The sequence below is a fragment of the Enterococcus casseliflavus genome (assembly GCF_029215545.1).
GTDB classification, from domain to species: domain Bacteria; phylum Bacillota; class Bacilli; order Lactobacillales; family Enterococcaceae; genus Enterococcus_D; species Enterococcus_D casseliflavus.
Genome location: NZ_CP119393.1, coordinates 2,569,425 through 2,595,499, shown reverse-complemented (window position 1 = coordinate 2,595,499; position 26,075 = coordinate 2,569,425). Strand labels below are relative to the sequence as shown.

Annotated in this window: 24 protein-coding genes; 22 read left to right on the top strand and 2 right to left on the bottom strand. The window is 43.1% G+C overall.

Annotation, left to right across the window (positions count from 1 at the left end; genetic code table 11):
- Window positions 1-248 precede the first annotated feature (248 nt).
- A complete protein-coding gene (locus P0G38_RS12455) occupies window positions 249-1,769 on the top strand; it encodes a C40 family peptidase (protein WP_275851529.1) in 1,521 nt (506 codons plus the stop codon).
- Between the two features lie 225 nt (window positions 1,770-1,994).
- Here P0G38_RS12455 and P0G38_RS12450 read toward each other — a convergent pair whose 3' ends face one another.
- The gene (locus tag P0G38_RS12450) at window positions 1,995-2,402 is read right to left on the bottom strand and encodes an Lrp/AsnC family transcriptional regulator (protein ID WP_370447890.1); all 408 of its coding nucleotides are present in this window, start codon (window positions 2,400-2,402) and stop codon (window positions 1,995-1,997) included.
- A 120-nt stretch (window positions 2,403-2,522) separates the two neighbouring features.
- On the opposite strand from P0G38_RS12450, the gene P0G38_RS12445 reads away from it, so the two are divergent.
- The 21 genes from P0G38_RS12445 (at window position 2,523) to P0G38_RS12345 (ending at window position 24,889) form a co-directional block, all read left to right on the top strand.
- Window positions 2,523-3,068 carry a cysteine hydrolase family protein gene (locus tag P0G38_RS12445; protein WP_275851524.1) on the top strand — a complete coding sequence of 182 codons (546 nt, stop codon included), beginning with the start codon at window positions 2,523-2,525 and terminating at the stop codon, window positions 3,066-3,068.
- A gap of 315 nt (window positions 3,069-3,383) precedes the next feature.
- Window positions 3,384-4,307, top strand: coding sequence for a peptide-methionine (S)-S-oxide reductase MsrA (gene msrA / locus P0G38_RS12440; protein ID WP_275851521.1), 924 nt, complete (start codon window positions 3,384-3,386; stop codon window positions 4,305-4,307).
- Window positions 4,308-4,656: 349 nt separating this feature from the next.
- A complete protein-coding gene (locus P0G38_RS12435) occupies window positions 4,657-6,018 on the top strand; it encodes a hypothetical protein (RefSeq protein WP_005225442.1) in 1,362 nt (453 codons plus the stop codon).
- Window positions 6,019-6,034: 16 nt separating this feature from the next.
- Complete coding sequence (locus P0G38_RS12430) at window positions 6,035-7,258, top strand: amidohydrolase family protein (protein ID WP_275851514.1); 1,224 nt, start codon at window positions 6,035-6,037, stop codon at window positions 7,256-7,258.
- Between the two features lie 550 nt (window positions 7,259-7,808).
- Window positions 7,809-10,814 (top strand): WxL domain-containing protein, encoded by a 3,006-nt coding sequence (locus P0G38_RS12425; protein WP_275851511.1) that lies wholly within the window; start codon window positions 7,809-7,811, stop codon window positions 10,812-10,814.
- Between the two features lie 9 nt (window positions 10,815-10,823).
- The gene (locus P0G38_RS12420) at window positions 10,824-10,967 is read left to right on the top strand and encodes a hypothetical protein (RefSeq protein WP_275851508.1); all 144 of its coding nucleotides are present in this window, start codon (window positions 10,824-10,826) and stop codon (window positions 10,965-10,967) included.
- 312 nt (window positions 10,968-11,279) lie between these two features.
- Window positions 11,280-11,687, top strand: a complete 408-nt coding sequence (locus tag P0G38_RS12415; protein ID WP_115232065.1) for a helix-turn-helix domain-containing protein — start codon at window positions 11,280-11,282, stop codon at window positions 11,685-11,687.
- A 322-nt stretch (window positions 11,688-12,009) separates the two neighbouring features.
- A complete protein-coding gene (locus P0G38_RS12410) occupies window positions 12,010-12,588 on the top strand; it encodes an LOG family protein (RefSeq protein ID WP_074534964.1) in 579 nt (192 codons plus the stop codon).
- Window positions 12,585-13,025, top strand: a complete 441-nt coding sequence (locus tag P0G38_RS12405; protein WP_074534965.1) for a nucleoside 2-deoxyribosyltransferase — start codon at window positions 12,585-12,587, stop codon at window positions 13,023-13,025. The genes P0G38_RS12410 and P0G38_RS12405 overlap by 4 nt, the downstream gene beginning before the upstream one ends.
- A 15-nt stretch (window positions 13,026-13,040) precedes the next feature.
- Window positions 13,041-13,763: a deoxynucleoside kinase gene (locus P0G38_RS12400; RefSeq protein WP_005225447.1), complete on the top strand. Its 723-nt coding sequence runs from the start codon at window positions 13,041-13,043 to the stop codon at window positions 13,761-13,763.
- Between the two features lie 66 nt (window positions 13,764-13,829).
- Entirely contained in the window at window positions 13,830-14,681 is an 852-nt protein-coding gene (locus P0G38_RS12395) for a helix-turn-helix domain-containing protein (protein WP_275851498.1), read from the top strand.
- Between the two features lie 201 nt (window positions 14,682-14,882).
- The gene (locus P0G38_RS12390) at window positions 14,883-15,821 is read left to right on the top strand and encodes an FAD:protein FMN transferase (RefSeq protein ID WP_086291990.1); all 939 of its coding nucleotides are present in this window, start codon (window positions 14,883-14,885) and stop codon (window positions 15,819-15,821) included.
- Between the two features lie 24 nt (window positions 15,822-15,845).
- Window positions 15,846-16,451 carry an NADPH-dependent FMN reductase gene (locus P0G38_RS12385; protein WP_275851493.1) on the top strand — a complete coding sequence of 202 codons (606 nt, stop codon included), beginning with the start codon at window positions 15,846-15,848 and terminating at the stop codon, window positions 16,449-16,451.
- Between the two features lie 26 nt (window positions 16,452-16,477).
- Complete coding sequence (locus P0G38_RS12380; protein ID WP_275851490.1) at window positions 16,478-17,698, top strand: NAD(P)H-dependent oxidoreductase; 1,221 nt, start codon at window positions 16,478-16,480, stop codon at window positions 17,696-17,698.
- 261 nt (window positions 17,699-17,959) lie between these two features.
- Complete coding sequence (locus P0G38_RS12375) at window positions 17,960-19,009, top strand: FUSC family protein (protein ID WP_275851487.1); 1,050 nt, start codon at window positions 17,960-17,962, stop codon at window positions 19,007-19,009.
- A 235-nt stretch (window positions 19,010-19,244) separates the two neighbouring features.
- Window positions 19,245-21,314, top strand: coding sequence for a BglG family transcription antiterminator (locus P0G38_RS12370; protein WP_275851484.1), 2,070 nt, complete (start codon window positions 19,245-19,247; stop codon window positions 21,312-21,314).
- A 24-nt stretch (window positions 21,315-21,338) separates the two neighbouring features.
- On the top strand, window positions 21,339-21,641 hold the full coding sequence (locus tag P0G38_RS12365) for a PTS sugar transporter subunit IIB (protein WP_015509266.1): 303 nt from the start codon (window positions 21,339-21,341) through the stop codon (window positions 21,639-21,641).
- A 31-nt stretch (window positions 21,642-21,672) separates the two neighbouring features.
- Entirely contained in the window at window positions 21,673-22,962 is a 1,290-nt protein-coding gene (locus P0G38_RS12360; protein WP_008379073.1) for a PTS sugar transporter subunit IIC, read from the top strand.
- A gap of 18 nt (window positions 22,963-22,980) precedes the next feature.
- Window positions 22,981-23,373, top strand: a complete 393-nt coding sequence (locus P0G38_RS12355; RefSeq protein ID WP_275851477.1) for a tetratricopeptide repeat protein — start codon at window positions 22,981-22,983, stop codon at window positions 23,371-23,373.
- A 22-nt stretch (window positions 23,374-23,395) separates the two neighbouring features.
- Window positions 23,396-24,262, top strand: a complete 867-nt coding sequence (locus P0G38_RS12350; RefSeq protein ID WP_010747730.1) for a class II fructose-bisphosphate aldolase — start codon at window positions 23,396-23,398, stop codon at window positions 24,260-24,262.
- The gene (locus P0G38_RS12345) at window positions 24,263-24,889 is read left to right on the top strand and encodes a P-loop nucleotide/nucleoside kinase family protein (protein ID WP_275851468.1); all 627 of its coding nucleotides are present in this window, start codon (window positions 24,263-24,265) and stop codon (window positions 24,887-24,889) included.
- 43 nt (window positions 24,890-24,932) lie between these two features.
- On the opposite strand, the gene P0G38_RS12340 is transcribed toward P0G38_RS12345, so the two are convergent.
- Complete coding sequence (locus tag P0G38_RS12340) at window positions 24,933-25,937, bottom strand: DUF389 domain-containing protein (protein ID WP_275851464.1); 1,005 nt, start codon at window positions 25,935-25,937, stop codon at window positions 24,933-24,935.
- Window positions 25,938-26,075: the final 138 nt, after the last annotated feature.

Below are 26,075 nucleotides of genomic sequence, written 5' to 3'. Positions count from 1 at the left end.
GAAGCTTTTTGGAGTAAACATTAAAAGATATAAAAGCTGGATATAAGAATAGTCAGTATCGAATTATTTTTTTGTTATTTCCTTTTTAAAATATCGTCATAGTTTTGAGAGAACGAAAAAAATTCTCGGAAAAATCAGAATCGTTAAATTTAGAAGTTTTTATTCATCTATATTTATCTCTTTATAGCCTTTATTTACTGAAAAAACCGTGATATACTTTTAAGATAAAAATATAAAGGAGAGATAAAGTGAAAAAACGTGTATGGGGTATTTTATTATTAGGAATTGGTTGTTTTTTTGTTCATAATTTCACATTACAATCTGTACAAGCAGATGAGTTTGACGATGGGCAGGTGACTTTTGAAGACTATTCAAAGGATAATCGTAGTTCAGTTATGACATATGAAGAATATGTAGAATTCATCAATGAAATTAATTCTCAAAATAATCAACTAACAAGAGAGGTCGTATCTCGTTCATTATCAGGCGGTAATCTGAGTCAAAGAGAGCAAATTGTAGCAGAAGCAAAAAAACATATAGGTAAACCATATACTCAAACAAATCCTGATAGATTGGGACCTGACAAATTTGATTGTTCTGGCTTAGTTTATTATGTTTTTAATCAAGTTACAGGAAAAGATGTCGGAAAATTGACGTGGGAGCAAGAGTATGCTGGAAAGCAAATTCCTATCTCTGAGGCTAAACCAGGTGACTTACTTTTTTGGGGAAGTAGAGGGAAAACGAGTCATACTGCCATTTATATTGGAAATAATCAGTATATTCATGCTCCAACTTTTGGAAGAACGGTTGAATTATCTCCAATCTGGGACAGTTTCTATCCATCATTTGCCATCCGGATGGATCTATCAGAATACCAAACAGTGCCTTATGGAAAAACGGTTATGGCGGTCAGTAATTATCCAATATGGAACAACTTAGAATTTACTTCTCAAAATGGAAATACTTCTAATTTTCAAGATGGTTTAGTTTATTATGCGAAAAATCAAATCTCTTTTAGTGATGGTAGAACGTTTTATGAACTATATCGTGGAGATTCCTTTGTAGGATTTACTAATACTGTAGCTGTTGAAGAATTAACCGCTACAAGCGAGAATAAAAATATTATGGCAACTAAAAATTTTCCAAGATGGGGAAATCTCTATTGGACTAGTAAACTAGGCGATACTTCTGATTTCGCCGATAATCCAGTGTACTATACATCTGTTAGTTATACTTTAACAAATGGTAAAAAGTTTTATTCTCTCTATCGTGGTGATCAATGGTTTGGTTATATCAATGCTGAAGCGGTTATTGATTTGAAGGCTGAAAATATTGATAAATTTGTCAGTGCGACGAGGAATTATCCGATTTGGGGAAACCTATATTGGACGAGTAAATTAGGAAGTACAGAAAAATATTCGAGTGGTCTGGTCTATAAAGCAAAATATAAATATACTCTGTCAAATGGAAAGATATTTTATTCTATATATCAAGGCGACACATGGATAGGTTATATTAATTCTGATGCTACTGAAGATTTAAGAACTGAAAATATTAACATAGGAGTACAGATTACTAGCAAAAACTATCCTATGTGGAACAATTTTTATTGGACTAGTAAAAAATTCGAAGCAGGTCAGTTGTATGGTAATAGTTACACTGCTAAAGTAAAATATACATTAGGAAATGGAAAGACCTTCTATTCCTTATATGATAATACAAATACATGGATTGGATATGTTAACACTCAAGGTACAAGTGTTAAATAAGTTCTCGCAAAAATTATCAATATTTTTTATTATCCTAGATGAAAGCAAAAAGCGAATCCACACTTGATTCGCTTTTTGCTTTCTCAAGTTTAATTAATATAATTAGGACAATGAATTTCGAACAATTCATTTAAAAGGAAAAAAACTCAAATCGTTTTGCCCCTTTTTCTTATCCCTCTCACCGCTCCAGTGAAAGCTTTATTCAACAACCCTTTAGCAAGCACATCAATCATCCCCATGATTGAGTTTGTCAGCCACAAAGGTTTCTACACTATACCTGCCCCATTTTGAGAGACTCTCTATAAATAAAGGGAAGGTTACATCTGTAAAATGACTGACCAAGAGATAACAAGCTTGACCTGAAACTTTATGAAAGACCTCAATTTCTTTGTATTGATTCACGAAGGCTTCAAAAGCTGTATAGCGATTTGAATCCATAAAAAACCGGATGTATTGCGTACTTGGGTAGTTTACTACAATACTAAATCGCTGAATGATTCCCTCATCTTGCAATTTCAAGATCCGATTGCCCACGGCTTGTCCCGTCAGGTGGACCATTTCGCCGATTTCTTTGTTCGATAATTTGCTGTTGTGTTTCAGGATAGCTAGGATTTGTTCATCGATGATGTCCATAAGGGTTCCTCCTTTCATAATGAAAGTGAATTGACTTTATCTTTTTCAAGAGACGCTTTGTTGTAAGGTCATATGTATTTATACTGGATTATAACAAATAAGAAAAGAAATGGTGATTCTATGAAAAAAGCTTTAGTAATTATTGATGTCCAAAATGACTATTTTAAAGAAGGAAGAATGGCCCTTCATTCCCCTGAACAGGCGCTTGCAAACATAAATAAACTAGAAGCGTCTTTTATCGAAAAGCAACTCCCGATCATCTATATCCAACACATCAACGATCAAGAAGCAGCTGATTTTTTTGAACGAGGAACCAAAGGTGTACTGCTGCATGAACAGTTAAAAACAACGCATTCTTCTATTATTATCGAAAAGCACTTTCCTAACTCCTTCATTGAAACAAATTTAAAAGAGACGTTAGACTCTTTAGGTGTTCAACAAGTTATCATCACTGGGATGATGACGCATATGTGCATCGACTCAACCACAAGAGCTAGTAAAGAACTCGGTTATCAGCCCATACTGATTTCTGATGCTACGGCAACGAAAGCATTAACATTTGAAGCGCACGAAATTCCTGCGGAAGCTGCTCAACGAGCGTTTTTATCGGCGTTGGAAACCTTCTCCACAGTGATGAAAACCGATGACTATTTAAACGGATTGTAGAAAAATTGCGTATTTACTAACAAAGGCAAAGGTTCATTTGCATTGAGTGGTTCTTGATCACTCTTTGAGATAGGCAATCCTATCTCATTCCGCTTCAATGTTTCTAAAAAAAATGAATGCCCAGTTGCGTACCCACCAATGATACTGAGCTGATCCCTCAGAGGATGCATAAGAATCAACCCATACAAAAGCCAAAAACGTTCGAGGATTTCTCTCGAACGTTTTTTGGGCATCAAATTGGGCGAATCGGCGAAACTATGGTACAGTGCAACCAAACAAGGAGCGAGAGTCGCTCCTTTATGAGGCAAAGGGGCAATGGTGATGAAGCAAACAACGATGGCGTGGCTGTCAGAAATCTATAATTTGATCTTGCATCCTGGCACGAGACAGTGGGAACGAGAACAACTGGTGCAAGCAAAAAATACACTGGAAACCCAGCTGGCGACCAAACAAAAAGCAGGCAAACACGAAAAGGAATCGTCAAATAGCCTTGAAGACCAACAGACCAAGCGGGTTTTGGAAAAACTAGAAGCGTCGTTGCGTCCTTTGGCACTGAGAAACAATCTGACCCCGAATGTCGCAGAGTTTTATCAAACAATCAGCCAGTCAGCACCGAAAAAGGCAAGGAATGAAGAAACAAGCAAAGTCCAACCAGTAGAAGTTTCCGTGGAGCCGAACGAAACAGGTGAAAAAGCACAAGAAGTGGCTATTTTTGCTGGCGGCTGCTTTTGGTGTATGGTAGAGCCTTTTGAAGACCAGCCGGGCATTCTTTCCGTCTTGTCGGGGTATACCGGGGGAACAGTCCCGAATCCGACGTATGATCAAGTACTAAGCGGAACAACAGGGCATGTCGAAGCGGTAGAGATCGTTTTTGATCCCGAAATCATCACCTATCAGGACTTGTTGCAGTTGTATTGGCAAGTGACAGACCCGACAGATGCTTTCGGACAATTTCAAGATCGCGGCAATTTTTATCGCCCAATCATTTTCTATACGACTGCTGAACAGGAAGTGCTTGCGCAACGAGCCAAAAAGGAACTAGCCCAATCTGGTTATTATCAGCAACCCATCGTGACCGAGATCCGCAAGGCCACGCAGTTTTGGCCAGCGGAAAACTACCATCAAGCATTTTACAAGAAACAGCCAAAGCGCTACCAGCGGATCAAGCGAGCGCGCAAACAACTGATGCTTTTTTATCGGTTGAAACGCTGGACAAACCGAGGAAAAAAACGATCATAAACAGAAGATCACTAAAAAAAGCGGGGCTCCAAGAAAAGGGGAAAAGAATCAAATTAAGGCTCTTTTCTCCACAAGCCGCGCTTTTTTCTGCGCGTTTAGCCAATTGGATAAAAAACGTAGATTTATTTTAGAATAATGTCCAAAGAAAGCGTTAACAACAAGAATTATAATAGAGAAAGAAAAAGTGGCGAAAAAGGTCGAAAAAGCAGGTGTCTTTTGCTTGATTCCTTTCTTCGAGGAAAGAAGGTGGGAAACACCAGAGAAAAATCAGCGGAAAAATCAATCGGCAACACCCCATAGCAACACAACATTTATTATATGAAGGTTCATATAAGTTAGGAGAAATGTGATGAAAAAAAAGGGAACGTTCGTCTCACTGTTTATGGCTCTCATTCTTTTTATCTTTTCAGAAAGAACAGTGTTTGCGGCAGAAGCGATCAATGAGATCGTCGCACCAACAGGAGTCAAAGCATTTCTAGTACTGATTCCATTAGTGTTAGTGCTGGTTTTGCTCTTTAAAAAAGTAGATATGATCATTGCTGGCTTGATTGCTGGGATATTGGCGATGATTATTGGCGGGATCAGTTTAGCTGAAGCCAATTCGCAACTGTTGGAAGCTATTCCGACGATGTTGAGTATTACGGTGCCAATCATCAATTCCGCTGTAGCGATGGCGGTCTTCAAAGCGGGCAGTTATACGGCAGCCTTAACCTTAGCCAAAAGAGGAACCAAAGGAAAAGTGGAATATGTGGCTGGTTTTATTGTCATCTTATTGGCAGCAGCGACTTATATGTCTGGAATCGGCGGCGGGAGTGCGATGGTGATCGCACCGTTAGCATTTGCGGCAGTTGGGGTGGTACCCGAATTGATCGCAGCGATGTCGTTAGCGGCAGCGGTCTCCTTTACGACTTCTCCTGCCTCTTTGGAATCTAGTATCGTGTCTGAACTAGGCGGTTTTAGTGTCGCTTCTTATGTCGATCAAATGCGCCCATTTTGGTTGTTATTCGTTGGTTTGGCGATTTTATTGGCATTCTTCGGGACCAAGCGTCGTCATCTGGGCTTCAAAGAATCAGCCAACCAAGAGTACGAAAACAAAAGCAATGGCGAGTTATTCAAAACGACACTGCCTGCGATCTTCTTGCTTTTTGCGGTCATCTTTGGCCCGTTGATCAATGACCTGATCGGCTTTGTCCTCTTTACACCGCTAGTTTATATGGTGGTCACGTTAGCGTTGATTTTTGTTTGTACCGACTTTTCCATGAATCAATCGGTGGAAGCGATGGTGGACGGATCCACGTATATTTTGACCCGCTTGTTCCAAGTGGGGATCTTTTTAGCCTTCATCAACGTGATCGCTGAAACTGGGACGTTTGCTGTTATAGCAGGTGCGGCACAAAATGCCCCCGCAGCGATCGTCGTTCCCGTGGCGATCTTGACGGGTGTCTTGATTGGGATTCCCGCAGGTGCCTATGTCGGCTCCGTTTTAACATTAGTGCTACCAGTTGCCGTTTCATTAGGCTTCCCAGTCTTAGCTCTTGGCTTTGTAACGATGGGGGTTGGCCTCGGCAGTCAAATGAGTTTTGTCAACATTACGATGCAAGCTTTATCTTCTGGTTTCCAAATTCCGATTCTGGATGTAGTCAAAGGAAACGTGAAGTGGTTGAGTTTAGCAGCCGTATTATTATTAGTCATCGGCTTAGTGTTTGGCTGATGGATAGGAGGAAAACATGGATTTATTGATCAAGCAAGCACGTCTTGAAGACGATGCAAAATTAGTAGACATTGCAATTTCAGAAGGAAAAATCACCGCAGTTGCACCCAACATTGAAGAATCAGCAGCAACAACGATTGAGGCGAAAGGCAAAGTGGTGATCCCTGGATTGATCGAAAGCCATATCCACTTAGACAAAGCCTTGATCGCCGATCGTGAGCCCAATAATTCAGGAACATTGCAAGAAGCGATCCAAGTTACGGCAAAGCTGAAACCGACCTTTACCGAAGAAGACATTTATGATCGGGCGAAACGCGCATTAGAAATGCTGATCCTGCACGGCACGACTGCTGTGCGCACCCATGCCGAATTTGATCCAGCACAAGGCTTCACTGGGTTTGACACCATCATGCGCTTAAAAGAAGAATACCGCGACTTGATCGATATTCAGGTCGTTGCCTTTCCGCAAGAAGGGATTTTTAAAGCCCCAGGGACGGATAAAATGATGATCGAAGCGATGGAAAAAGGCGCCGATGTCGTTGGCGGCATTCCTTACAATGATGCGCCAGCCAATGAACACATCGACTTGATCTTTGAGATCGCCAAACAATTTGACAAAGACATTGACTTGCATCAGGATTTTGCTGACGAAGCAGACGATACATCGATCGTCTACCTGTGTGAAAAAACCATCGCAGAAGGCTACCAAGGTCGGGTATCTGTAGGACATTTGACTGCACTGCACGCCATGGAACCGGATCAGCTGGCAGAAGTTATCGATTTGATGGTCAAAGCCCAAATCAATGTGATGCCGTTGCCTGCGACCGACTTGCATTTAGGTGCTAGAAACGATGCCTACAACGTTCGTCGTGCCGTGACACCGATTCGCAAATTACGTGATGCCGGTGTGAATATTTGCTTAGGCAGCAACAATATCCGAAACGCCTTTACGCCCTATGGCAATGGGGATTTGATCCAAATCGCTATGCTGGCTGTGCCAGTGGCACACTTAGGCGGCGCCGATGACTTGCCGACAGTCTTGCCAATGATTACGACCAATACCGCAAAAGCATTAAATATCAAAGACTATGGGATCGCTGTTGGCAACCGCGCAGATTTGATTCTTTTAGATACCCAGAGAAAAGCCGATGTGCTGATTGACATTCCTGAACGTTTGGTGGTCATCAAAAATGGCCGCATCACTGTGGAAGTCAAAAAAGAAGTGACGATCCACCGCTAAGCGATTTTTCACCCCTATGGGTGGTGTCACATAAAAAGTGAATCACTGAAAGAACACATCCGTCAAAGGCAGTCTGACTGCTTTTTGACGGATGTGTTTTCGTATAGGAGCAACCAGGTCGAACGGTATACGCTTTGTTTTTCTGAAACCGACAGTAGGACGTTTTCGATTCAATGAACCCTCCTGATCTAGAAGTTGGGAATGCCCCCATGCAAGGATTTCCTTGACTGATGAATATCCTGATTTTTGATCTGTGGAGCTGTCCCTTATACTTAAAGAGACAATCAAGGAGTGTAGGTTTTTCTCGGTAGGAAAAGAGGAGTAGGCACTTGTTTTTCACTTCTAAAATCAGATTTTTCAAAAGCGTTTAGGTTGGGATCTCTGGAAGCTGTACATAAGAAACGCATTGCTCAGTTTAAGAGAAGAAAAGAAGCAAAAACTGCATTGGCTTTGCATATTTCGTTGGCTGTTTTTCCTAGTTATTGTGAGCAGTATTTAACCAATCGTCACAATCATAGTACCTATACAAAGAAAGGAGGAGATCAACAAAATGAAAAAGAAGCCGCTAAAATTTCTGCTCCTAGTGATTGGGCTAGTGAGTATTCCGTTGAGTTTTCCCTTCTTACGTGATACTTTTATTGCGCCATTGTATGCGCTGCAGGAGCAAGAACGAGAAGAGGATGAACGTTCTCTAGTGGAAGAAAGGGCTGGTTTAAAAGACGTTGATTTTCAATTTTTAACGAGCAACAAGCAAGGATATTTAGGGGAGAAAATCCCCGTCGAAATCATGGCACATCAGCCAGTAACCGAAGTGGCGGTGGTTCTACCGCCAGAGACAGTGATTGAGTCCTCCTTGTTTCCTGAAGGAATGACGATTGAACAGGTGGAATCCGACCAGTGGCAGCTGCTTAGCGAAACACCTCAGAGCAATTGGCTTTTGCCCCTAGCCTTTGAAGAAGAAGGAACCTACGAAGTCATGGTAGGAGAAGAACGGTTGGCAGTAGAAATCCAAGGTTCACCAAAGGAAGGTGAGGATAGTCAGGAAGAAAGCAAAGTAAGCAATCGAGAGGAAGAAGAACCCGAGAATGAAGAGCAGCAAGAAATAACCGCCCCTGACCAAACAGAGCAAAAAGACGGAGCGCTTTCCTATGATACCGATGATCCGGGGAATCTTTACCTGCTAGAAGATTCGGAGGAGTCTAAGCGTGATGTCTCTAATTGGCAAGAGTTTATGCACGCTATTATTAATCCAAATATTAATCACATTAATTTGACAACTAGCTTTGAATCTTCTAATAACCCCTCCGAAGGATTAACTGGTATTGATGGTTTTAGTGCTACAACTAATCCCAATGGAGGGACGGCATATATTTGGATCAATGCTCCAAGAATTTCACGTACGCTAATTATCGAAGGAAACGGTCGTAAAATTGATTTTCGAGCAGTGGCTGTAGGATTTCACGATTCCACTGTTAATACTGAAACACCATGGGATATTACATTGCAAAATATTGAAATCTATCATGGGAATTGGTATGGACCTATAAATTTTACGAATTTAGATGGTTCTCATCAAGCTCAATCTAGAATTCGTTATCACAATGTAAATAGTGTAGGAAATCAGTTATTACATTCATTAAATACTACAGCCATTTTATCAGGCAAAGTTTTGTCTCATCAAGTGGCTTCTTATGATGCAGGCTTAGGGAGGGGAGAATGGGGAATTGATAATACTGCTCAAGCTAACTTTGAAATCAATAAGATGCTTGTTGAAGATGGAGCCACTGTTGAATTGTCAACGATAAATGCGGGAAATATCGATTTCTATAATCACAACTCAGTACTAACTATTGGAGACGATGTAACCATGACCTTGACTGCTAATGGAACTGGTGGGGAAGTGGATGGAGTAAATTTACATTTCCGGAACTCCATTGTCCCAGATATCATCAGTGTTGGAAAGAGATCAGCGCTGAATTTAAATCCTCGGGATAATGCTGCTGCTATCGCCATGCATAGTCATGATTCAGAAATAAATCTAATAGAAGATAGTACTATCAATGTCTATTCTGCAGGACGTACTGTTAATAATAATGATTTATTGGGAAATCAAAATTTGGTTTCTTTACGTGGAGGAACTAGCATAAATCTTGGAGAACGTAGTACTTTTAGAGTTGATGCGATAAATCAAGGCACTACAAATAATGATGTTATTCGCTTTTGGTTATCGAGAAATAGCAAAATTAATGTGGGGAAAGATGCCACCTTGGATATCCAATCTGATAGTACGAACGTTAATCAGAGATTAATTTACTTTAATAATAGTACATCAGAATTTAATATTAATGATGCTAAAAAGGTAAATTTACAAAGGACTAGGTCAATTACCTCAAGTACGGCACATTTGATTCAAAATGCAAGATTAAATGTAAGTAATCAGTCGATTAAGCAATGGATACCTGGAAATACAAACGAGGAACCTAGCTTTGATTGGAGGCCTATTTTGAGTTTAAATAGTAATATAGGCGCAACAGGAATACCAAGCAACGATACTTCGGTTAGCGCATTAGATCCCAATATAGCACAACATGCTAGAGCGAACTTTACGCCAAGAGCGCAACGTCTCTTATTTGAGAATATTCCTCCTGTCGAGATCGCGCTTGATCCTTTGACCAATGATCGTTCTCAACGCAATTCCTATACGATCACGGGAGAAACCAGTCCCGGCGCTTACGTTCGTTTCAGTAGGGATCTGAGTTTACCACAACCAACCTTAGATACTGTTGTAAATGCTGAGGGCGAAACAGAAAGTTTCCATGTCATTGCCGAAGAAGATGGCTTTTTTGAATTTGATCTCTCCCAATTTGACGACTTTGACTATTTCCGTGGGCAAGAAGTTGTAACGGCGACGGCATTTTTAAATGGACGACGAGATGAAACCTCCGTCATCGTTGAAGGTATCGATCCTCGAGATCCTCTGAACCCTGATGTAGATGTTGATCCGGATAATCGCCCGACTCTTCCTGAAAACCAAGGGTTGATCAGTATCGACTTTATCTCGCAATTTGATTTCGGGTATGTGCCGATTCGTTCGAGTCAAGCCTATTATCCAGCACTGCCGCAAAAGCTGCGGAATGCAGAGGATGATCCGGCAGGGGGAGAACGCCCAAATTATGTTCAAATCTCGGATCGGCGTGAGGAGTCCACCGGCTGGACAATGAGCGCACGGCTAGATGAAGCAGGGTTTGTCAGTGAGGAAGGCCATCAGCTGCGGGGAGTCCAGCTCTTACTCAATAACATTCGTATGGCAACTACAAGTTCGAATACCTCCAGTGCCCCAACCTACTGGGAAAGCCGTGAATTAAATGCAGGCAGACAAATCTTGGCAAAAGCAGAAGAGGGACAAGGCAGCGGGACATGGGTCCAACGCTTTGGTGATGGAGAAACAATGGATCAAAGCGTGATGCTGGAAGTTCCTATTAACGCTACGCCGCAAGCAACAAGCTATACTGGCATTATCCATTGGGAATTAAGCTTTGTCCCAGAGATGGACTGAGCCGCCCCAATGTTTCTCAGTAATCGGAAAAAGGAAGAAAATAGAGACAGCAGCTGCAGAGAAAATCTGCAGCTGTTTTTTTATCTGCAAGCAGCCATCGATGATGAAGCAACCGATAGCGCCCCTGTACTTTGGTGGATCTTCTTTGCTTAGAGAAATGAGGGGATCATTCATTCCGTATACTAGAGCAGATGCTGCTTTTTACCCCTTCACGTTGAAGGGCAAGAAGTAGATCGGAAAAATTCTGTCATGAGAGATGTAGTCGTTCACTAAATGTTTCCCCAAAAATAAGAAGATCATTTTCTAGTCATTTGTTCTTTTTTCATCTATGATAGAAAGAAAACCGCTATCACGGAGAGTTCGTTTAAGAAAATCCTGTCAAAACTGTTTGACAATGCCGTAATATCAATGGATTTGAGCAGAAACCACAGCAGGTCTGCGTTAAGGTAGAAGAAGGAGGCCAAGATGACGATTGGGGAAGCATTAAAGAACCATCGAGTCACACAGCAAATGAGCCAAGAAGAAGTAGCGACAAAAATTTTAGTGACCCGTACATCGATCTCAAATTGGGAAACCGGCAAGACGGTACCAGACAGTTTGAATTTATTGAAACTGAGTACCCTTTATGGGTGCAGTGTCGATGAGCTATTAAAAAAGGAGCGAGCAGGAATGAAAAAGAACTTTCGTACGATGACCTATGGTGCTGGATTGAAAGACGGAACGATGCGTTTGAAAATCGAGACTGATGCCAGCAAGTTTTTCCCACGAGGAGTTGAAGTCAAAGCATCTGTCGATTTAGAAACAGGAGAAGTGACCTTTTTTGTCGAGCAAGAGGATTTGAAAAAGCTAAAAGCAGCCACCGACGAAAAATAATTTTTTTATACAGGTTTTTGCTAAATTTTGCTTGGACAAGAGAAAAAAAGTGATGGATAAAAAAACACGAGCCTAGCTGCATCGTGTTTTTTTATGTGGGATGAAAGAGGGCTGAGGCAATCGATGAAAGCTGATTCTACTTTTTCTTTTCTGCTATTTTCAAGGTTTGTAACGTTTAAGAAAAAGCGAAAAGACGTTAACGGCTATATACAATATATGGTGAATATAACGGATTTTTTTAGAATGGAACACAATATGTAGTATTTACTTTTTTAAGAGATTGTGTAAAATAGCAGATGTAGTGAAGAAGGAGCTGTTGTTTTTGAGAGTAACTGTATGTTGCGGGACCCGTTTAGAAAATGAGAAAAAGTTGGCAAAGACCGCTCGTGCCATCGGCAACGCCTTGGCAAAAAATCACATCGAGTTGGTGTATTGCGGCCCTTTGGCTGGCTTGATGAGGGAGATCGTGAAAGGGGTCTTTGAAAAAGAAGGCGCAGTGACGGGGATCTATCCATCAGGTTCTTTTGCAGAAGATTTGCCGCCAATCGTCACTGGATCAAGCACCTATACTGAGTTCTATACGGATACGAGGGAGGAACAAACGCAACAATTGCTGGAAATGAGCGATGCCTACCTTGTATTACCTGGTGGATTTGGTACACTAGAGGAGTTGTCATCAGTATGCTCTTTTACGACTCTTGGGCCATTGTCAGGCAAGCCGATCGGTGTGTTGATGACCCAAGGCTTAAATGATGGGCTAAAGCCGCTGCTAAAAATGTTTGAAGCTTCCAGCTTTGCTTGGGCTGAACTGTCTGATACGCTCTTTTTCCTATCTGACGTTGAGTCGTTGATCCGACGATTGGCTGCGAAGGGGTCAGGAATGGAGTGCTTGGCAGGATGAAGCATGTCTATTTAGCGGGACCGTTTTTTTCAAACGAACAAGTCGACCGACTTAAACAAGTAGAACGCATTTTAGCTGAAAACCCGCAGCCCTTGGCGGTCTATTCGCCGCGTTTGTATCTAGAAGGTTCATCTGAACCCAATACACCAGAACGGGCAAGAGAAATTTTCGAAAAAGACATGCTAAAATTGACACGAGCCGACGTCGTCGTTGCCGTTTTGGATGACCATGAAGGGATCGCCGATCCGGGAACAGCCTTTGAAATCGGCGCAGCACACGTACGAAATAAACCAGTGATCGCTTTTCAGGAAAAAGCCGCGGCGGTCAATCTGATGTTGACGGAGTCGGTGCAAGCGTATTTGACTGATCTGGCGGCACGAACAGCGTATGATTTTGAAGCGATGGCGCACCGAGCCTTTGTCGGTGACTATATTTAATAAAGGATGATGAATGTGTTATTAATCGCAGGAACGATCGGGGCAGGAAAAAGCAGTTTGACTGATTTTTTATCGAAGGAAATGGCGTCGAAGCCTTTCTATGAAAACGTGGAGGACAACGATGTTCTGCCATTGTTTTATTCCAATCCAGAACGATACGCCTTTTTATTGCAGATTTTTTTCTTAAACAAAAGCTTTTTAGGGATGCGGGAAGCTTTGTCCAATGATGACAATGTCATTGACCGCTCCATCTATGAGGATAGTTTGATGTTTCATCTAAATGCGGATCTAGGTCGAATCGCACCGATGGAAGTCGAACAATACGATAACCTGTTGAACACGATGTTGCGGGAATTGGAAGAGTCAGCGCCATTGAAACATCCAGATCTAATGGTTCATATCAAGGTTTCCTTGGATACAATGATTGAACGGATCAACAAGCGTGGTCGTTCCTATGAACAAATTGCCAACGATCCGACATTGTACGACTATTACAAAGAGTTGAATCAGCGGTACGATGAATGGTATGAAAACTTTGACGTTTGTCCGAAAATGCAAATTGATGGGGATCAATTGGACTTTGTTGCCAATGAAGACAACCTCATGGTGATCCTCGAGATGATCCAAGAAAAACTGGCGGAAGTCCGTCAGACCCATGGCAAAGGCCACTATTGTACGGACAAAGCCATCGCAAAAGGTGATTTTTCTAAGAAAAACGCAGCATCTGTGACAAGCTGACCCAGCAGTTGAGGACGGCTTACGAAAAAAACAAGTGTCTTATCGACAATGGGAGGGAGCAAGGCGATGAATGTTGAACGATTTATTGAAGCGAGGAAACAGGCGGGCTTCTCGCAACAAGAACTTTCGGAAGGAATCTGTACGCAAGCCACTTTGAGTAAATTTGAAAACAACGGTCAGGCACCGTCCCTCAAAATTTTGATCAAATTGTGTAATCGGATCGGCTTGCCATTGGTCGACTTGTTTTCTTCCATGAATGTCGCAACGACCAAAATCAAAGAAGAATTGGCAAAAGCCGAATTCTACTTGATCACGAGCGAGTATGAACAGTTGGCTGCATTGTTAAGTCAAATCGAAGTGAAGCTGATCGATGAACCAGCATTAAAAGCGCAATATGATTATTTAAAAGGCTTTGAAATGATTTTTAATGAAGCTGCGATTACCGATGTCTTGTTTCAATTCGATCAGTTATTGATGAATGAAACGGCGGAGGAATTGTTTGATCTCTTAGCGTATACTGGGATCGGTTTGGTGTATGCCAGAGAAGAAGAATGGGCAAAGGCTGAGTTTTATGTGACGAAGGTCTTTGAGAAAATTTATACCTATCCGATCAAAACGATCGAAGACACGTGGCGGGTGTTGAACATCGTCTTCCATTGCGGCGTCTTTTATGCCAAAGTCGATGATTTGGAAACTAGTGATACCTTATTGAATTATGTGTTGGCGATTTGTTCCGACAATCACTTGACCTACTACTTGGCTCGCGCAGCAGCCCAACTGACCGAAAATGCCATTCACGAACAACAGCCGAAAGAAACAATTTTGGAAATGTTACACGATGCACGAGCATATGCCAAAATCAATAAAAACGTAAAATTACTGGCGCATTTAAAATCGATCGAGGAAACGATCAATTAAAAATATATTTTCGACAAAAAAGTTTTGTTGCTCAAATGCTTGATAACTAGCAGTCCTTTCGACGAAGGGACTGCTTTTTTGAATTCCTTTTATATAAAAAAATATATAATCGTGTTGACAAAAAAATATATCGGGAGTATTCTTTAATTGTGAAAAAACTAACATAATTTGAGATGCATCGTTTTGAGGAGAAGGGATTTTATGAAGGCAGCAGTGAGAGAAGCCACTCGCACGATTCAGCGGATGGGCACGTCCATTGAGTTAAAAGTCGCTCATACAAAACCAGAAAGTGTACTGGACGAGCTGGAGACCCAGCTGAAAGGATACGACCATCGCTTTAGTGCCAATGATCCGCGATCGGAATTGAATCAGCTGAATCAGTTGGCAGGACAAAAGGGGCTTGTGCTTGATCCAGAATTGTACCAGCTGATCGAAATCGGCAAACATCATAGCTGTGCTCCCCACAGTCAGCTGAATATTGCCATCGGACCACTGGTCCAAGCATGGCGCATCGGGTTTGAAGATGCCCGCATCGTATCAAAGACGCAGGTCAAAGAATTGCTTGCGCTAACAGACCCGCAACAGATCCAATTGGCAGCAGGCAAGGTTTTTTTGAAAAAAGCTGGAATGAGGATCGACCTCGGAGCATTAGCAAAAGGCTACATCGCTGATAAGTTACGCACCCTTTGCCAAGCCCGTGGAGCAGCGTATGGATTGATCAACTTAGGCGGAAATATTGTCTGTTTCGGCGCTGCACCAAATCATTCGGACGGGCATTGGCGGATCGGGATCCGAGATCCCAAAGGCGGTCGGGCAGACACCTTGGGCATTCTGCCAATCAAGGACCAAACCGTCGTCACTTCGGGGATCTATGAGCGGGTCTTGACCACCGCTGAAGGAACGTATCATCATTTGATTGATCCTCAGAGTGGCTTTCCCATCGAATGTGGGTATTTGAGCATCACGATCGTTGCAGCGACATCGTTACTGGGGGAAATCTGGACTTCGCGCTTGTTTGGCAAGCCCATTCCAGTTGTTTTACAAGAGATTCAGCAGCAGCCAGAAATCGAAGGGATCATCGTAACCAAAGAAAATGAAGTCATCGCCTCTAAAGGCATTCAGGCAAGACTTTTAAGATAGCCCAACCAGAAAGGAAGAGACAGGATGAAATTTATCGGATTCGTGGGAACCAATGCCACTCGTTCCACCAATCGCACGTTGTTGCAGTTTATGAAAAAAATGTTTGCCAATGAGGCAGAGATCGAACTAGTCGAGATCAAAGATCTTCCAATGTTCAACAAACCAGAATCAAAGGAGTTGCCCGTACAAGTAACCCAGCTTGCCGAAAAAATCACGGCAGCAGACGGTGTGATCATCAGCACACCAGAATACGATCATGCCGTACCCGCAGCGTTGATCAATGCCCTGAACTGGTTGTCCTATGGAATTTTCCCGTTTGTTGACAAGCCAGTGATGATCACTGGTGCTTCTTATGGGACGTTAGGTTCTTCTCGTGCCCAAGCCCATCTAAGACAGATTCTGGATTCTCCAGAGTTAAAAGCACGGATCATGCCTAGCTCTGAATTTCTCTTAGGTCATTCGCTGCAAGCGTTTGACGAGCAAGGCAACTTGATCGATGAAGAGCAGACCCAAAAACTGCAAGGACTGTTCAACGAATTTCTTTTATTTGTAAAAATTACCAGCCAGTTGCAGCACGCCCATGCCGCCAATCAAAAAGAAGCTACTGAATTTTCATGGGAAACCATCTAATCGCAAAAGATAGGAGCGTAAAGACAATGAAATTGATCGGAATCGTCGGATCAGCCGCTGAAGTCTCCACCAATCGTCAGCTGCTGAACTTTATCAAAAAGCAATACAAAAAGGAATTCACGTTAGAACTTGTAGAGATCAAAGACTTTCCTCTCTTTAATCAAGAGGAAGATCAAACCCAAAGCCCAGCCATCCAGCGTTTGAATCGGCAATTATTGATGGCAGACGGTGTGATCATTGCTACACCAGAGCACAACCATACCGTGACGGCAGGACTGAAAAGCTTGCTAGAATGGCTTTCATTCAAGATCCATCCTCTGGAAAACAAACCAGTAATGATCGTGGGTGCCTCTTACTATGATCAAGGAACTTCAAGGGCCCAGCTACATCTGCGCCAAATTTTGGACGCACCGGGAGTCAATGCTTTAGTGATGCCAGGGAATGAGTTTTTGTTGGGCAAAGCCAAAGAAGCTTTCGATGAAGCCGGTGATTTGATCGATGCCCGAACGGTTGCTTTTTTAGATGCGACGATCAACAGCTTCTTGCAATTTATCAAAGTCGTTTCTGCCTTAGCGGGTCCTAAACAATTGCCGCCCGAAGACCTCTACGCCACAGGGAAAATCGCAACCACCGTGGAAGGAGTGGATATGTATGATGATCAATGGCTGGAAAAAGCCGCTGAAGCAGTCGGTGCCGTTTCTGGCAATACCTACGTCAAACTAAATCGCGGCTTGCTGACAGTCGATCAGATCAATTACTTCTTAGATTCGATGCCGATGGAATTGACATTTGCCGATAGCAACAACCAATTCTTGTATTACAATCTGCGGGAAGAAGCTCAAAATATGCTGGCAGCACGTGTGCCAGGACAAGTCGGCAATCCATTAGCAAAATGCCATCCTGAAAAATCCTTCAAAAATGTTGAGTGGGTGATCCAACAGCTGCGCAGTGGAGCGACCGACGCGGTTCGGGTCCATGTGCCGAAACAGGTGCCAGAAAAATACATCGTCCACAATTATCAAGCGATGCACGATGAAAACGGCGAATATGTGGGAATCAACGAATACATCCTTGATTTCAAGCCAATCATCGAATGGTATTTGCAACAAACCGGACAAAAACTTGTCGGCAATGAAGATGCCATTTCCAGTGCTTCTGTGCACCAAGAACCGACCGATGCTGTCACTAGTGCCAGTACTCATGACGCACCTGCAGCAGATGCGGTCACCAGTGCTTCAGTGAAATAAGGGTTGTCTAAAGGGAGAAAAGGAATCGCTAGAAGCATTCGCTTGCAATCAGTTGCCAAGCGAATGCTTCTCTTTTTGCTGCTTTTTCATGAATGAACGGTTTTCTATGAGCGATTGAATTGATCAAGGACATCGTTGCGAGGATTTCACAAAGTTTCTGAAAAAAATTTGCATATTCATCTTTTGCTTCGTATACTAGTTTAGGACGTTGCTTATAAAACGGCTGTATCATCGTACATATTTTTTGATAGGAGGAATTGCATGAAAGACAAACGAAAAGTCTTGCGTCCGTTAGGATCAGGGTTTGCGATGGCGGTTCCTTTGTTTATAGGGATCCTCGTTCAGGACCCTTTGATAAGTTCTGTGGGGGCGATGGGGGCTTTTTCCTACTTGGCTTTTCAACATCGGTCTCTTTTTTATAATCTGCGCGCCATTTTGACCCACGGCGCTGCGCTGCTGCTGGCATTTATTTTAGGTGCTGGGACAGCACTGATTCCTTGGAGCGCGCCTTTTATCATCGGTGCGTTATCGTTTTCTGCGTTTTTGTTGTCAAAAGTGATGCGGATCCCCAAGCCCGATTATTTCTTCGTGTTGATGCTTTATGCCACCGGCTTTAATTTTCACGCAGCGCACCTTGGAGAGATTTTGCACCACAGTTCCTATTTGCTTTATGGCATCGCAGGCTCGCTGCTTGCTGGACTGGTGATTTCGTTGGCTGAACAGCTGCCGTTGAAAGAAGAAAAAACGGCCTTTCAACAACTGAGCTTGCACGAGAAATATTCGCTAGCATTATCTCAGCAACCAGAAATGGTCATCAAGGCGCTGCACTTTTCTTTGATATTGTTCATTGCGACCTACATTGCCTATCTGTTGCGGGACAGCAACGGCTATTGGATCTTGATTTCTGCTGCTGCCGTCTTGGCAGGAGAACATATGGAAAAAATCAAAAATCGCACGATCGGCAGGGTACTGGGAGGAATCGTGGGGCTGCTGCTGGGTTTCTTATTGATGTCCTTGCATATGCCTCTTGAAGCGATCGCAGTGGTCTTGATCATTCTAAACATATTGACGGAGTTTTTTATGCCAGTCAATTATACCGTTGCTAATTTTTTTACCAACCCGCAAGTTCTGCTGTTAATGACCATCGGTACTAGTTTTACGCCACTGAAATTGATCCCATTGCGTTTTTCAGGGGCATTGATCGGCAGCGTGCTGGCAATGCTGTTGATCTTTCTAATGGATTGGGCAGTAAAGCAAATGGAGCAAGCGCTGGGAAGTAAACCAGAAGACACGACGGATCAAACACAATAGAATGCACCATCATCGATAAGCAAGAGCAGCAGCTCTTGCTTTTTTTGCCTTTGATCCTCTATCTAAACGTTATCTCCATCGGATAGGAAAAATAAGGGAAATATGAAATAATCGAGCAAAGGTTCCTATTTTGAAATAGAAGCGTTTACATTTTTGCAAACTAAAGTGGCAGAAACATCTACTTTTTTTGTTGTAAGCGAAATCATATACTCAAATCAGAGAAGGAGAGAAAGTTGTGAAAAAACGAATCGTAGATGTTTTGCATCGCCTGTTGGTGACTGATTATCCACTATCCATCGAGCAACTGGCAGAAGAGACCGCAGCCAGTGGGCGGACGATCCGCAATGATTTGAATGAGATCAACTCGTTTCTTGCTGACTTACACATCGGACCGATCCAAACCCTTCGAGGAAAGGGCATCCTTTTGAAACTGACCTCGAAACAGCAAGCCATCGTTTGGCAGGCATTACACGCACAACAGTCGGAATATATGACCCGTGAAGAGCGTCGTTTTGATCTGCTGCTGCATCTGACATTTTCAAAAGAGATCCTGGTGTTGAATAAAAAAGAAGAAGCGTACCAGATATCAAAAAGCAGCATGGATGAAGACATGCGCCGTTTGCGGGCGGACATCAATAAATATGGCATTGAGATCATCAGCCTAGGAAAAAAAGGACTGCGGTTGAATGGATCGGAACGAGCGATTCGGACGATGATTTTTGACATCATCAATCAGCGGATCGGTAGGCTGCCACTTGATAAACAGACCCCAGATCTAGTCTTTACGAAATTGCTTTATCGCTATTTGCCGCAAAAAGAAATCAAACAGATCCAGCTAGTGATGCAAGCAGTGTTGCCGCCAAATCAAAATGAGTTGTACAGTAGCCAAATCTTATTGTTTACCGCCATTTGGCTGATGCGTATCAGAATGAAGGAATTTATCACTCGCATGAACTGGTCTACTTCCAGCAATCAGCTCCAAGGGTCAGCCTATATCCAGGCGATCGCTGAAACCTTTTCGATCCAGCCACCAGAAATCGAAGTCAACTATCTTTCTTTCATCATTGAGTCACTGAACTTTAAAGATTTGTCCAATTCCATCGAATGGGCGCATGCGCAACTTTTGTCGCTGCAGCTGATTCAATTTGTGGAATGCCAAACCAAGATCCCTTTTAGTAAAAAGGAAGAAGAGCTGTTAGAGGGATTGTATAAACATATGGCCGCGCTGATCGTTCGAGCCAAGAGCGGCATTCAAGTACCCAATCCGATCAAAGAGACTGTTCGCAAAAATTATGGACAAATCTACCAAGCCGTCAAGGGCTTCGCCCCCACGATCGAAGAGATCGTCGGGCAACCACTTTCAGAAGATGAACTGACATTTCTCGTGATCCATTTTTCTACAGCCCTAAGTTCATTGAACCACGAGCTCATTACGAGCTATAAGGCGGTCGTCGTCTGTAACCATGGAATGGCAACCGGCAATCTGCTGGCAGCCAGCCTCAAGGAGAAGTTTCCAGAAGTAGAAGTTGCGGCAGTCTTGAATTCACAAGAAGTCAATTTGATTACGAAATTCGATGTGGATCTGGTTTTTTCAACCTATGAGATCGATTATCGAGAAAAGCCGGTATTACTGATCCCACCGATCATCAATGAAGAAAATCACCAAGTGATCCGCCGTTTCTTAAACAACAATGAACAATTCAAGCGGATCGCCTTTGACCAAAAAAATGCCACGCTGTTCTTCAATCAGTTGCTTACAGTGATTGAAGAAAGCGGCGGGACAGTCGATGCTGCCGCCTATCGCAAATTGACACACTTGTTTGAACAAAATCAATTAGCCATTAATGCAAGGGAGATTCAGCCAATGTTAAAAGATGTTTTATCCGCTAATCATATTCAATTAAACGTTCCTGTTCAAAATTGGGAAGAAGCCATTGAACGCTCTGCGCAGCCGCTAGTAAAAGAACAGATCATCGAAAAACGCTATATCGAGGCAATGGTTGCGGCGGTGGAGGAATACGGTCCTTATATCGTCATTGGCAAACATTTGGCGCTGGCGCATGCACGACCAGAAGATGGCGCCCAGCAGTTGGGTGTGAGTGTCCTCACCTTGGCGCCACCAGTCGCATTTGGGAACCCAGAAATGGACCCCGTCAAAATCATTTTTTGCTTGGCTGCGGTGGACTCCTACTCTCATCTTGCCATCATGAAGGAATTGATCGAACTGATCAATGATGAAGAAAAAGTCACGCAGTTGCTGGCTTGCTCTACGATTGAAGCGTTTCAATCATTGCTATTTTCATAAAAAACAAGAAAAGGGGAAAAAATCATGAACAAATTATCGATCTTATTCGTATGCGGTGCAGGTCTTGGCAGCAGCTTTGCGGCTCAGATGTCAACAGAAGATGTCTTAACGAAATTAGGAGTGGAGGCGAAATTGGATCATGTCGATATCTCATCAGCGGTATCAATGAAACCAGACATCATCATTACAGCAGAGAATTTCCGAACGCAATTTGAAAAGTTTGCCTTGGACCCGACAACCGCAATCATTTATTTACGCAACATCGTTTCCAAACCAGAAATCGAAGAAAAAATCATCCCAGTATTAACGGAAAAAGGCGCACTGTAAGGAAGAGGTATGACGAAGGGAGTTTGAAAAAATGGGCATCATCAATTTTATCATTGATAATATTTTAACGCAGGCATCGATCACGATCGCTTTAATCGCGATGTTAGGGCTGCTGCTTCAGAAAAAGTCAGCAGGTCAAGTCATTTCAGGAAGTTTGAAGACGCTATTGGGCTTCCAGGTTTTAAGCGCTGGTTCTAGCATCATCGTCGGTAGTTTGACCTATTTCGGCGAGATTTTCACAGAAGGATTCGACATGCAAGGCATAATTCCTTCCATCGAAGCCATCAACGGGCAAGCGATGAATGAGTTGGGCTTGGGTCGGGACATAGCGCTGACATTTTTAGCCATCTTTGTTTTTAATATTTTATTGGCACGCTTTACAAAATGGAAATATATCTTCTTAACGGGTCAAGCCATTTTATGGATGGCGACCATGACGACGGTCTTTGGCTATTTCGCTGGTTTACGGGGCGTTGTCTTGATTCTTGTCGGTGGGTTGATTGGGGCGATCTTTGCCGTAGCGATGCCAGCGATGGCTCAGCCCATCATCCGCAAAGTCACTGGGTCAGACGACATTGCTCTCGGACATTTCTGTACGATCGGCTACCTCTTTGAAGCAGGCGTTGCCTATCTGTTTGGAGAAAGAGGCGAGAAGAAAAAATCGATCGAAGACATCAAACTGCCACGTTCTTTTGAATTTTTACAAGATACCTATCTTTCTGTCATGGTCGTGATGGTTCCACTGTATATCGTGACGGTCTTGTTTGCTGGAGAAACCTTTGCTTCTACGCTCTCTGGTGATCAAAACTATATCATGTATGCCTTCTTGCAAGCCATCCAATTCGTGGTTGGGGTCTATGTTTTGCTAGCTGGCGTTCGGTTGCTCTTAGGCGAGATCGTCCCTGCGTTTCGTGGGATCGCCATGAAATTGGTGCCTGATGCAAAACCAGCACTCGATTGCCCAGTGTTCTTCCCATATAGCCCCAATGCAGTTATTTTAGGCTTCATTACTACAACGATTGGGACAGTCATCGCCATGTTCGTTTTACCAGTCTTTGGCTTGGCGATGATCTTGCCAGGGATGCTGACGAACTTCTTTGCAGGCGGTACCGCTGGGATCTTCGGCAATGCGGTCGGTGGACGTCGAGGGGCGATCATCGGAGGAATCTTTCACGGCTTCTTCATTACGTTACTGCCAGCCCTACTTGTAACGATCTTCAATCAAATGGGCTTTGTTAACGCTACGGCAACTGATGTGGATACCGTCACGGCAGCCTTGCTATATGCTTGGATCATCAGTCCCTTATTGAAAAACTTTTAATCGCTAGGAGGAAGACCCATGTTCTCTTTTTTCAAAAAAGAAAAAAAGCCCACAGAAACACCAGCGGTTCCTTTGACCGCTGAAGAAAGCCAAGAGGCAGAGGCGCTTATTGCAACACTAGAAAGTCAGTTGCAAGCAGAACCCGACATCGACGAACAAGCAAAATTGTATGAAGCGTTAGGCTTAGCGCAGGCAAAACTTTCCCGCACAGAAGAAGCGATCGACGCATTGGAAAAAAGCTTGCAGGCGAAACAATCGATCGGGGACGGCTACAAAAAACTGATGTCCCTTTACAATGCTCAACGTGCCGCCGCCGCACGAAACGGCGACGATGCAAAGATCGACTATTACATGGACAAAATGGAAGAAATGCGGCAAATCGCCAAACAACTTACGATCAGCGGCAATTAAACTAGACGAGGTGGAATCAAGGATGTATACAACATTAAAAGAAGTAACGAAAACAGCAGAAGCATTGAATTTTACAGTGGGGGCTTTTAATACCCATAATTTAGAAATGCTGCCAAGTATGCTGCGGGCAGCCAAAGAAATGGGGGCACCCATCATCATTCAAACAAGTATCGATACAGCGAAATACATTGGTTATGATGTCTTGGTCAATGTCGTCAAAACGATTGCCGATCACGAGCTAGTAGATGCTGTCTTGCATTTGGACCATGCCAGAGATTTCGATGAGATCAAAGCGGCGATTGATAGCGGCTATAGCTCGGTGATGTATGATGGCTCGCATTTGCCCTTCAAAGAAAACATTTTGAAAACGCGCGCAGTCGTAGAATACGCTCATGCCCATGGGGTGTCCGTCGAAGGAGAACTAGGAACGATCGGCGGCACAGAAGAAGGCATTCATGTGGAAGAAGACGATAAAGTCTTCACACGCCCAGAAGATGCGGTAGAATTTGTCGCTGCTACTGGCGTCGATGCGCTAGCCATCGCTATCGGAACCAATCACGGTCAATTCCGCTCCAAAACCGAAGTGAATGTTGAGTTATTGAAGGAGATCCATGCAGTCGTCGACGTGCCGCTAGTCATTCATGGAGGAACTGGCGTCAAAGAAGAAGATTATCCTGAATTGATCAATAACGGCATTCGTAAGTTTAATGTAGGTACTGAATTGTTGGTGAACTGGACGAAGATTGCGAAAGAAAATTTTGGGGCAACGGAAGTCAACAAATCATTGCGTCACAACGTGATCCCATCCAATGAAGCCATCAAAGAAATCGTCAAGCACAAGATCGGCCTTTTCATGAATACGAAAGCGCCGACTGCGATCGGCAAATAGATGGTACGCAAAAAGATGCTTGTTTTATTGGCAGGCAGCCCTGGAACTGGAAAAAGTTATTTACTGAATCTGTTGAAGAAACGTTTTCCTGATCTTTTCGCTCTTACGCCAGATGAAATCAAAGAGTGCTATGCCGAATCCCTCGGCTTTGATTCATTGGCAGAAAAAGCCCAGATCGAAAAGCAGTATGTTTGGCCTTTTTACTATCAGGCATTGGGCTTGTACATGTCTTTAGGAAAACGCTTGGTGGTCTCGGAATACCCCTTTAGTGAAAAGCAGAAGCCCTTGCTAACTTTTCTCGCCCAAAGCTATGGCTATGTGTGTTTGACCATTCGCTTGACTGCTTCTTTTGAAACCTTATGGGAAAGACGTTACTTACGTGATCGAGCGGATGACCGCCATTTAAGTTTCATCATGGAACGGTACCATTACGGGGATGTGCTGAAAGATAGACAAGCTGCAACCAACCATATAACCAAAGAAGCGTTTCGGCAAATCATCATGGATCGCCGTTACGATGACTTTCAGTTAGGAGCGCTTATCGAAGTCAATGTGGAAGATTACGAGCAAGTGGATTATCGCCCGTTGATCGAGAGAATCGCTGAACAACTCAATGACTTAAATTGAAGAAAAACAGGCGCTACACCTGAAAAGGGCAGCACCTGTTTTTTTAGTCTAAGCCCAAAAATTTCGAAGTTCCTTGGTTTTGAACTTGGAGGATTTCGGCTAATACTTTGGCATCAAATTGCCCCTCTTTATTGGCAGAATAGACGTTGACCTTGAGCTGGTAGTCGGGCAAAGCATAGTTTTTAAGACTTGCTTCAAGCTGCGCGACCGCTTGTTTCGAGAGTGGTTCACCGACGAGTTTTAATTCAAGGGATTGTTTCTGCTCATTAAGTGTTTGCTCCAGCAAATAATGTTCCCCCAGTTTGGCTTCTACAAAACGCTTGGCATGGTATTCCGCGATGGTCGTTTGGATCGTCGTATAAACGAAGAAACTCCCAATGACCGTGATCGGTAAGGCAACCACGGCAAACTTCCACCATTTTTGGTGACGGAAATCTCCATACTGCAACAGCCAGATGGTAATGAACAAGGAAAAACAAATCAAAAAGGAATTGGTGAAGAAGAGTTGAGCAGACTCCCATGAAATCGAATAATCTTTGATCGACAGCCCATAACCCGTCACACAAAGCGGCAAAATCAGGGACGTCCCGATGGAGACACCGATAATGACATCGTTGTCGCGGCCTCTGACTTTGGCAAAAGCCAGTGCTGAACCACCGATCAATGCGATGCAAATATCCCAAATCGTCGCAGACGTCTGGGTCATGATTTCAGGGGTTGTATCTTTGACTGGCGTGAGTAAGAAAAAGGCAAATGAGATGATAAGTACGATGATGACTTGGATGCTAAAGACCAGCAGCCCTTTTTTGACTAAGCGCAAGTGGGAAAGACCTAAACCAAAGCCAATCCCGTTGATCCCATTTAAAAGTGGCGAAATCAACATTGCCCCGATAATCGAGGTAGTGGAATTGTAATTCAAACCAATCGAAGCAATCAGCGTTGCACAAACTAAAAGTGCATAGACGAGCATCGTTTGGTCCATATCTTTTTGAATTTTTCCAATCAATTGTTCTTTGGAAACTAAATCAGGCGTTAAGTTCACCTTCATCATCCTTTCTGAGAAAAATCGTTCTGCTCTTTTCATTGTCCCTTAAATCGGCTGATTTTACAAAAATCTGCGTTTATCAGGCGATGGCAGCAACGAGAATTCAATGATTGGGTTGCCAATCTTTTGCAAAACCGCCGA

Bases quoted from the DNA above. Each gene is read 5' to 3' on its own strand.
- P0G38_RS12420 (WP_275851508.1), top strand. From the start codon at position 10,824: ATGTTTCTCAGTAATCGGAAAAAGGAAGAAAATAGAGACAGCAGCTGC.
- P0G38_RS12365 (WP_015509266.1), top strand. From the start codon at position 21,339: ATGAACAAATTATCGATCTTATTCGTATGCGGTGCAGGTCTTGGCAGC.
- P0G38_RS12395 (WP_275851498.1), top strand. From the start codon at position 13,830: ATGAATGTTGAACGATTTATTGAAGCGAGGAAACAGGCGGGCTTCTCG.
- P0G38_RS12445 (WP_275851524.1), top strand. From the start codon at position 2,523: ATGAAAAAAGCTTTAGTAATTATTGATGTCCAAAATGACTATTTTAAA.
- P0G38_RS12340 (WP_275851464.1), bottom strand. From the start codon at position 25,937: ATGAAGGTGAACTTAACGCCTGATTTAGTTTCCAAAGAACAATTGATT.
- P0G38_RS12425 (WP_275851511.1), top strand. From the start codon at position 7,809: ATGAAAAAGAAGCCGCTAAAATTTCTGCTCCTAGTGATTGGGCTAGTG.
- P0G38_RS12415 (WP_115232065.1), top strand. From the start codon at position 11,280: ATGACGATTGGGGAAGCATTAAAGAACCATCGAGTCACACAGCAAATG.
- P0G38_RS12360 (WP_008379073.1), top strand. From the start codon at position 21,673: ATGGGCATCATCAATTTTATCATTGATAATATTTTAACGCAGGCATCG.
- P0G38_RS12405 (WP_074534965.1), top strand. From the start codon at position 12,585: ATGAAGCATGTCTATTTAGCGGGACCGTTTTTTTCAAACGAACAAGTC.
- P0G38_RS12355 (WP_275851477.1), top strand. From the start codon at position 22,981: ATGTTCTCTTTTTTCAAAAAAGAAAAAAAGCCCACAGAAACACCAGCG.
- P0G38_RS12350 (WP_010747730.1), top strand. From the start codon at position 23,396: ATGTATACAACATTAAAAGAAGTAACGAAAACAGCAGAAGCATTGAAT.
- P0G38_RS12430 (WP_275851514.1), top strand. From the start codon at position 6,035: ATGGATTTATTGATCAAGCAAGCACGTCTTGAAGACGATGCAAAATTA.
- P0G38_RS12345 (WP_275851468.1), top strand. From the start codon at position 24,263: ATGGTACGCAAAAAGATGCTTGTTTTATTGGCAGGCAGCCCTGGAACT.
- P0G38_RS12435 (WP_005225442.1), top strand. From the start codon at position 4,657: ATGAAAAAAAAGGGAACGTTCGTCTCACTGTTTATGGCTCTCATTCTT.
- P0G38_RS12375 (WP_275851487.1), top strand. From the start codon at position 17,960: ATGAAAGACAAACGAAAAGTCTTGCGTCCGTTAGGATCAGGGTTTGCG.
- P0G38_RS12385 (WP_275851493.1), top strand. From the start codon at position 15,846: ATGAAATTTATCGGATTCGTGGGAACCAATGCCACTCGTTCCACCAAT.
- P0G38_RS12390 (WP_086291990.1), top strand. From the start codon at position 14,883: ATGAAGGCAGCAGTGAGAGAAGCCACTCGCACGATTCAGCGGATGGGC.
- P0G38_RS12380 (WP_275851490.1), top strand. From the start codon at position 16,478: ATGAAATTGATCGGAATCGTCGGATCAGCCGCTGAAGTCTCCACCAAT.
- msrA (WP_275851521.1), top strand. From the start codon at position 3,384: ATGGTGATGAAGCAAACAACGATGGCGTGGCTGTCAGAAATCTATAAT.
- P0G38_RS12450 (WP_370447890.1), bottom strand. From the start codon at position 2,402: ATGGACATCATCGATGAACAAATCCTAGCTATCCTGAAACACAACAGC.